This window comes from Streptomyces sp. NPDC044984, assembly GCF_040646935.1.
Lineage (GTDB): Bacteria > Actinomycetota > Actinomycetes > Streptomycetales > Streptomycetaceae > Streptomyces.
Genome location: NZ_JBEZBE010000003.1, coordinates 80,483 through 86,818, shown reverse-complemented (window position 1 = coordinate 86,818; position 6,336 = coordinate 80,483). Strand labels below are relative to the sequence as shown.

The window sequence follows — 6,336 nt, the reverse complement described above, 5'->3', positions numbered from 1 at the left end:
GCCTCCGCCTTCTCCTTCTCCTGCTCGGCCTTGGCCTCGGCCTTCTCCTTCTCGGCCTCCGCCTTCTCCTTGTCCCGCTCGGCCTTGGCCTCCGCCTTCTCCTTCTCGGCCTCCGCCTTGGCCTCGGCCTTCTCCTTCTCGGCTTCGGCCTTCTCCTTGTCCCGCTCGGCCTTGGCCTCGGCCTTCTCCTTGTCCCGCTCGGCCTTGGCCTCGGCCTTCTCCTTGTCCCGCTCGGCCTTGGCCTCGGCCTTCTCCTTCTCGGCCTGGGCCTTGGCAGCCGCCGCTTCGGCCTCCGCCTTCTTCTTCTCGGCCTTGGCCTCCGCCTTGGCGGAGATCTCGGAGAGGGGGCGGTCGTCCTTGTCGGTGATGCTGGTGTCGAACGCCTTCTCGGCTTCCTTGAACGCCTTGTTGATGGCCACGATGGCCTCGGCGCCCTTCGTGCTGAGCCAGTCCTGTACGGACTGCTCCCACCGGCGCACCGCCTCGTCGGCGATCGCCTTCCACGTGGTCATGTCGCTCGGCTTGCCGTACGACTTCTCCCCGATGACGATCTCGTTCCGGAAGCCGGCGGTCGACACCACGTAGTTGTGCCAGGTGGTGTACGGCCCGGAGCCACTGGACACCGTTTCGAAGTCCGTCTTGCTGAACTGGTTGTCGATGAGGTTGAACCGGGCGTCCTGCAGCATGTCGTAGAGCCAGCGCTGCGGATTGCTCTCGGCCCGCCACGCCACCCAGGCGTCGCGCAGATTCTGCGCCTGCTCGAGGACGACGCCCTGGGCCGCGGCCAGTGCCCGGGCCGGCTCGGACGTCACCGTCACCGTGTCGATGGTGACCGCGGAGCCCCCGGTGCCCTTGCCGTCGATCTGGTCGGCGTACCCCTCGTAGTTCCGGGCCAGCTTGTGGATGAGCTCCTTGAAGATGGCGGCCGACGTGCCGTCCCAGGAGTCGCTGCCCTCTCCGATGTTCTCGGTGTCCCACTTGCCGATGGTGACCGCGCTGTCCTGGAAGAACTTGACGACCCGGTCGAACGCCTGGGCCGTCTTCGTGAAGGTGAGCAGGTCGACGTAGGTGCCGTCACTCACCTTGATGCCGCGGTCCTCGAATCCGTGGGTGGAGTAGGGCCACATCGTCAGCTGGTCGAGGGCGGCCTTGGAACCGTAGATGTACTGGACCAGGGCACTGGTGTCCCACTTGAGCTTCTCGCCGTCGCTGTTCGAGCCGCCCTTGTCCATCAGGACCTTGCTCGTCTTCTCGAACTTCGCGATCACGTTCTCCCCGCTCGGGGGCGCGGCCGAGGGCGTGGCGAGGAAGGTGATGTACACGCGGTACTGGTAGAGGTAGCTGCCTTCGGAGACGTCCGTTCCGTTTCCGGCCGGCTGGTAGTACGGGATGGTGTAGTTGGTGTTGTGCGTGCCCCAACCACCCGAGGACAGGAAACCCGACGAATAGCCCGGACCGCCCTCGTCCTCCACCCGGACGTGGATCATCGGGATGCCGTCGTTGCCCTTGAGGTTGTCGAACAACGTCTTCCGCTCCGGCAGGACGTAGCCGGTGAGCAGGTCGACTGCTTTCTTCCAGTAGTCGTCGTTGTTGTCCTTGGGGCTGGCCATCGCCGAACTCCGCTACTCTTCCTCTTCGTTGCCGCCCGAATTGCCGAGATCACTGTCGACATCCTCGAAGATGTCCATGAACTCGTCCGCGGTGATGTTCTCGAGGTTCTTTCCCTGGGCCTTGGCCAGCTCGTCGATCGTGTCCCACAGCGCCTGTTCGAGGTCCTCGAAGAGGACCGTCTGGTCCTCCAGGATGCGCTCGACCTCGCCCGCGCCCTGCTGGATGACCTTGTTCAGGGCTCCCCCGCCGACCACGCTGTTCTCGTCGGCCATGGGGCCGAGGACGAGCGGCTTCGAGGACAGGATCGTGGTGGTCGAGATGCTGTCCGCGATGAACGAGATCGCCGGGCCGGCGCTCGGACTGTCCTTGAGGATGTTCTCCAGGCTTTTCCGGAAGTCGTCGATCTGGTTGTTGATGAAATTCTTCAGGAACGTGCTGTCGAGGACCGTGACGGCCATGCGATCACCCTTCCGTCACCGGCCGGCGTCAGCGGCTGCCGATCCTGATGTCGCTCCACCGCTGCGTCAGGTTCTGCTCCGTGTAGCGGTACTTGGAGGAGATCTCGGTGAGCAGGCCGGAGTGGTTGGCGAGCAGGTTTTTGATGTTCTCGACAGCGTTGTCCCATTTCGCCTGGACCTCGCTGTAAACGTCCCGGTCCTCACCGATCCAGCTGTTGCGGAGTTCGGCCAGTTCCATTTCCAGGTTGGCCAGGATGCTCATGATCGACTGGGACTGGCTGACCATGTCGTCCGCCGCGCCTTCGGCATGGTTGTAGTCGACGTAGATGTAGCCATCGGAGAAGTCCATCGGAGTCCTCTATTCACCGGAAGAACGACGTGATTGGAAGGGCTGGGAGATCTGCTGGGTGCGCCGGGGTCAGTTCGACGACGTGTTGGTGCCGTTGAGCTCATCGAACACCTGCGTGGAGCGCGAGTACTCCGAGTCGATCGCGTCGCTGGTGGATCCCTGCACCAGCCCGTGCTCCCGGAGGGTGCCGTTGAGCTCGTCGACCATCCGGTCCAGGTTGATCAGGATGGTGTCGACGTGCTCGTCCCACTGCTCCAGCAGCTTCTTGTACTTCCCGCCGTCCACACCGCCGTAATTCGAGGCGAGCGTGTGCGACGTGGACTGGACGTCCTGCTGACAGCGCTGGACACCGGTGAAGGCCTGTTCCAGCGCCATGATCCCGTTGCGGGTCGCGCGCTCTTCGGACTGCTGCATGGCCATGAGAGAACTCCCTTTTCGGCGACACTCACCGGACTGCGGCCCCCACTCCACTCCGTGGGCAGACAGAGCGGCCCAGCGATCACGACTGACGCGCCGGGGGCCTGGGGTGGCCAGATGCTATGCAGGCCACAACTTGTTTGGCAATTGCCCGCGGAACCGCGAAGTCCTCTTTTCGGAAGCTCAATTGAGCAATTTCCAGGAATTCACGCCGCTCAAGTGAGCGGCGTAGTGCGTCCGGCCGGACAGATCGGGCATCGGTACCGTCCGCCGGAGGCCACCGGGGGTCCGGCTTAACGTGAGGTGACCGGGCGGACGCCAAGAATTTCCCTTCCGGACGATCACCGGCGGGGCCCGGCCGTCCCCTCCCGCCCGCTACCTTCCGGGGCACCGCAGCGTCACCCGTGCCTCGCCCGCGGACGCCGCCTCGGGGGTCAGGTCCGGACCGCTGGGCAGCATGGCCAGCATCGGGGACGGCATCGTCCGCGCCTCGACGCCCTCGTAGCCCAGCGCCTTCACCGCCTCCTGGGACAGCAGCCGGTACTTCACGCCCTCGTCCGTCACCAGGTACGTGGTGTCGCCCAGCGCGCTGCCGCTCGCGCTCAACGCCCTGACCAGCGCGCCCTTTCCGGCCCGTACCGCGATGGAGTCGACCTTCAGGCAGCCCGGTTCGACCTCGGGCGCCGGTGCCTGCACGGCCCGGGGCAGGGCGCCCTCGGGCAGCACCGAGGCGCCCACCCGCACCCCGGAGTCCGTGGAGTCGACCTCCGCGCAGGACACGGAGCCGGTGGCGACGGTGACCGCCTTCGGCGGCCGCGCGGGCAGTCTCGCCGGCTCGGGGTTCCGCGCGTCGGGGGCGAGATGCCCGGCCAGGGTGTCCGCGCCGAGCGTCGCCACGGTCGCGGCGCCCCCGCCGTACGCCTTCTCCCGCGTCCGCGGATCGCCCAGCAGGAGGGCCGCCTCCGTGTCCGTCAGGGGCACCAGCCCGTCCTTCGTGAGCAGGTGGAGGCGGGCGGCCGAGCCGGGCACGTCGACCTTGAAGAGCTGCCCGATCCGGGTGCTCGACCCGGCCAGTTCGGGGCCCTTCCCGCCCCGGCCGGGCACCTCGGCGGGGGCCAGGTCGGGTCCCAGCGGGAAGGAGTCGAGGAACGCCGCGGAGACGGGACGCGGGGTGACGTCGCCGTACCCGAGGGCCTCGGCCGCCTTCGCCCGCTCGTCCAGCCGCAGCCGGCTGCCCTGCCACAGCAGGTACGTGGCGTCGTCCGGGCCGGTGACCAGCATGCCCTCGTCCTCGCCCAGTCGCCGGCCGCCGGACACGTCCTGCGGGGCGTCGGCGCCGAGGGCGAGCGTCGTGGTCACCGTGACGACGCCCGTCGTCCGGGGCAGGACGCCGGAACACACCAGCCACGGGGTGCGGTCCAGGTCACCGGTGCCCGGCAGCGCCTCGGGCCCGTCGGGGATGCCGACAGGTGTTCCGTGCGGGGTGCCGGCCAGCGAGGACGTGCCCACCGTGGTGACGCCGACCTCGCCGCCGGTGACCAGCCGGGCCGACGCGTGGTTGCGCACCGGGCGCAGCCGTCCGTCCAGGTACAGGTAGCGCGCACCGGTCTGCTTGTCGACGATCAGGTTCTCCCCCGAACGCCACGAGTCGTTGCCGCCGGGCCGCAGGAGTCCGAAGACGAAGGCGCCCGCGCACACCAGCAAGGCGATGATCACGCCGATCGCGGCGCCGCGGTTGGTCCTGCCCAGCGGGCTCTCCGGGGCGTCGGGCTCCGAGCGCAGCATGGCCGAGGCCAGCCGGCCCATGATGAAGAGGTGCGCCTGTACTTGGTCGCGCTTGCTGTGCATGTCGCCGTTCTCCCGGGTCAGCCGTTGATGCCGCGGAGCCAGCCGTAGACGCCCATCGACCAGAGCGTCAGCGGCAGGATGCTGAGGGCGGCGAGCGAGTGCAGCAGCTCGGCCGCGCGCCCCCAGTACGGGACGAGTCGCCGTCCGGGCACGGTCCACGAGGCGATGGTGATCGCGGCGGCCAGCCCCATCAGGCCGGCCGTCAGGGTCAGCCGGTCCGCCGGGGCGAGGGAGCGCGCGGAGACGAACAGCAGCAGGACCACGCCCCAGGCCCCGGCGCAGGTCAACGCCAGCCGCTGCCAGACGTTGCCCAGCCCCCGGCTGTGCAGCAGCAGGAGGAGGGAGAGGGCCACCACGGTGAGGATCTCGGCGAGGCCCGGCGACGCCATGAGGGCCACCAGGCAGGGCAGGCAGACCAGGCCGATGGCGCCGTAGAGGGCGGTCATCCAGCCGTCCGCCAGCGCGGAGCGGGCGTCGACGTCCGAGGAGGAGTACGGGTCGATGCCCTGCTGCAGCTGCTGGACGTTGGTCGGCAGGGGCGGCATCCGCATGCCGGCCAGCCGGAACGACAGCGACGGGACGAACCCGCCGAAGAGCACCACCACGACGGCCACCACGCCGGCCGCCTGCTGCGGCGCCAGGTCCAGGGTGATCAGGGCGGCGCCGAGCGCGCCCGCGGCGGCGACGCAGGCCGCGCCGATGAACAGCGCCGGGTACACGCCGACCGCCGCCAGGGCGAGCACCGCGCCCGCGCCGCCGGCCGCGGACGCCGCCAGCAGCCGGGCCCCGAGGACGGCTTCGCCGTCGGCTCCGCCCAGGTCGCCGCCGGGCAGCAGCCAGCCCGCCAGGGCGAAGTAGGGGGCCGCCATCAGGCCGAGCACCGAGCCGGCTCCGGCGTCCCCGACGGCGCGGGAGGCGGAGCCCGCCCCGGCGATCAGCAGCAGTCCGGCGGCCGAGGCGGCGACGGCCCGCACCCAGCCCGCCGTTCCCGGCATGGCCAGCAGCACGATGCCCAGCGTGAGGGTGGCCGCGGCCAGTCCGCGCAGCAGGCGCCGGCCGGCCTCCGGGCTCCAGCCGTGCGGCCTGCGGCCCATGCCGTCGGCGATGCCGTCGACCAGGTCGTCGATGTGCACCTCGGGCAGCGCCTCGGTGCGCGGCCGCAGGTAAAGCTCCTCTCCGTCCCGCAGACCGAGGGAGTCCAGGGTACTCTCGGGGTCGAGCGGTGGACCGCCGAGGCGTTGGAGCACCCAACCTCCGTGCTCCAGGCCGGCTTCCTCCAGGTCGTCCCCTCCGTAGCCGATCACTGTGGGCAGCAGGTCGGCGACGGGGACGTCGGAGGGCACGGCCAGGTCGACGGTCCTGGCCGGAGCACGTACGGTGACGCGGCACAGGCTTGCCGTCTGGATCTCAGTCATGGGCTCGGGGTTCACACTTTCTGGCGGACCACGCGATACGCGGTGGCTGGAAGGTGGCAGCGGCACACCGGCCGGTCGCCGAACGCGACGGAGAAGTCGGACGGGGCATGCGCCGACGAGTTTGACCGTACGCCGGGCTTTTCGCAACACCACTCCGGGAGTTCAGCGTTACGGAACCCCCTGGAAATTCTCCCGCCGCCGTCGCGCGGGACTCTGACTCTTTACGGAAAAACCCGCG

6 protein-coding genes are annotated in these 6,336 nt (G+C 69.3%); all 6 read right to left on the bottom strand.

Features of this window, described 5'->3' with window-relative positions; genetic code table 11:
• Positions 1-1,610: AAWKG family protein (locus AB0A94_RS04375; RefSeq protein ID WP_361738672.1), on the bottom strand; the 1,610-nt coding region annotated here is incomplete at its 3' end.
• 12 nt (positions 1,611-1,622) lie between these two features.
• Positions 1,623-2,069 (bottom strand): type VII secretion system-associated protein, encoded by a 447-nt coding sequence (locus AB0A94_RS04370; protein WP_361738669.1) that lies wholly within the window; start codon positions 2,067-2,069, stop codon positions 1,623-1,625.
• A gap of 28 nt (positions 2,070-2,097) precedes the next feature.
• The gene (locus AB0A94_RS04365; protein WP_361738666.1) at positions 2,098-2,418 is read right to left on the bottom strand and encodes a WXG100 family type VII secretion target; all 321 of its coding nucleotides are present in this window, start codon (positions 2,416-2,418) and stop codon (positions 2,098-2,100) included.
• 69 nt (positions 2,419-2,487) lie between these two features.
• The gene (locus AB0A94_RS04360; RefSeq protein WP_085571359.1) at positions 2,488-2,838 is read right to left on the bottom strand and encodes a hypothetical protein; all 351 of its coding nucleotides are present in this window, start codon (positions 2,836-2,838) and stop codon (positions 2,488-2,490) included.
• A gap of 372 nt (positions 2,839-3,210) precedes the next feature.
• The gene (gene eccB / locus AB0A94_RS04355) at positions 3,211-4,683 is read right to left on the bottom strand and encodes a type VII secretion protein EccB (RefSeq protein ID WP_361738663.1); all 1,473 of its coding nucleotides are present in this window, start codon (positions 4,681-4,683) and stop codon (positions 3,211-3,213) included.
• A gap of 17 nt (positions 4,684-4,700) precedes the next feature.
• A complete protein-coding gene (gene eccD / locus AB0A94_RS04350; protein ID WP_361738660.1) occupies positions 4,701-6,098 on the bottom strand; it encodes a type VII secretion integral membrane protein EccD in 1,398 nt (465 codons plus the stop codon).
• Between the last annotated feature and the right edge of the window lie 238 nt (positions 6,099-6,336).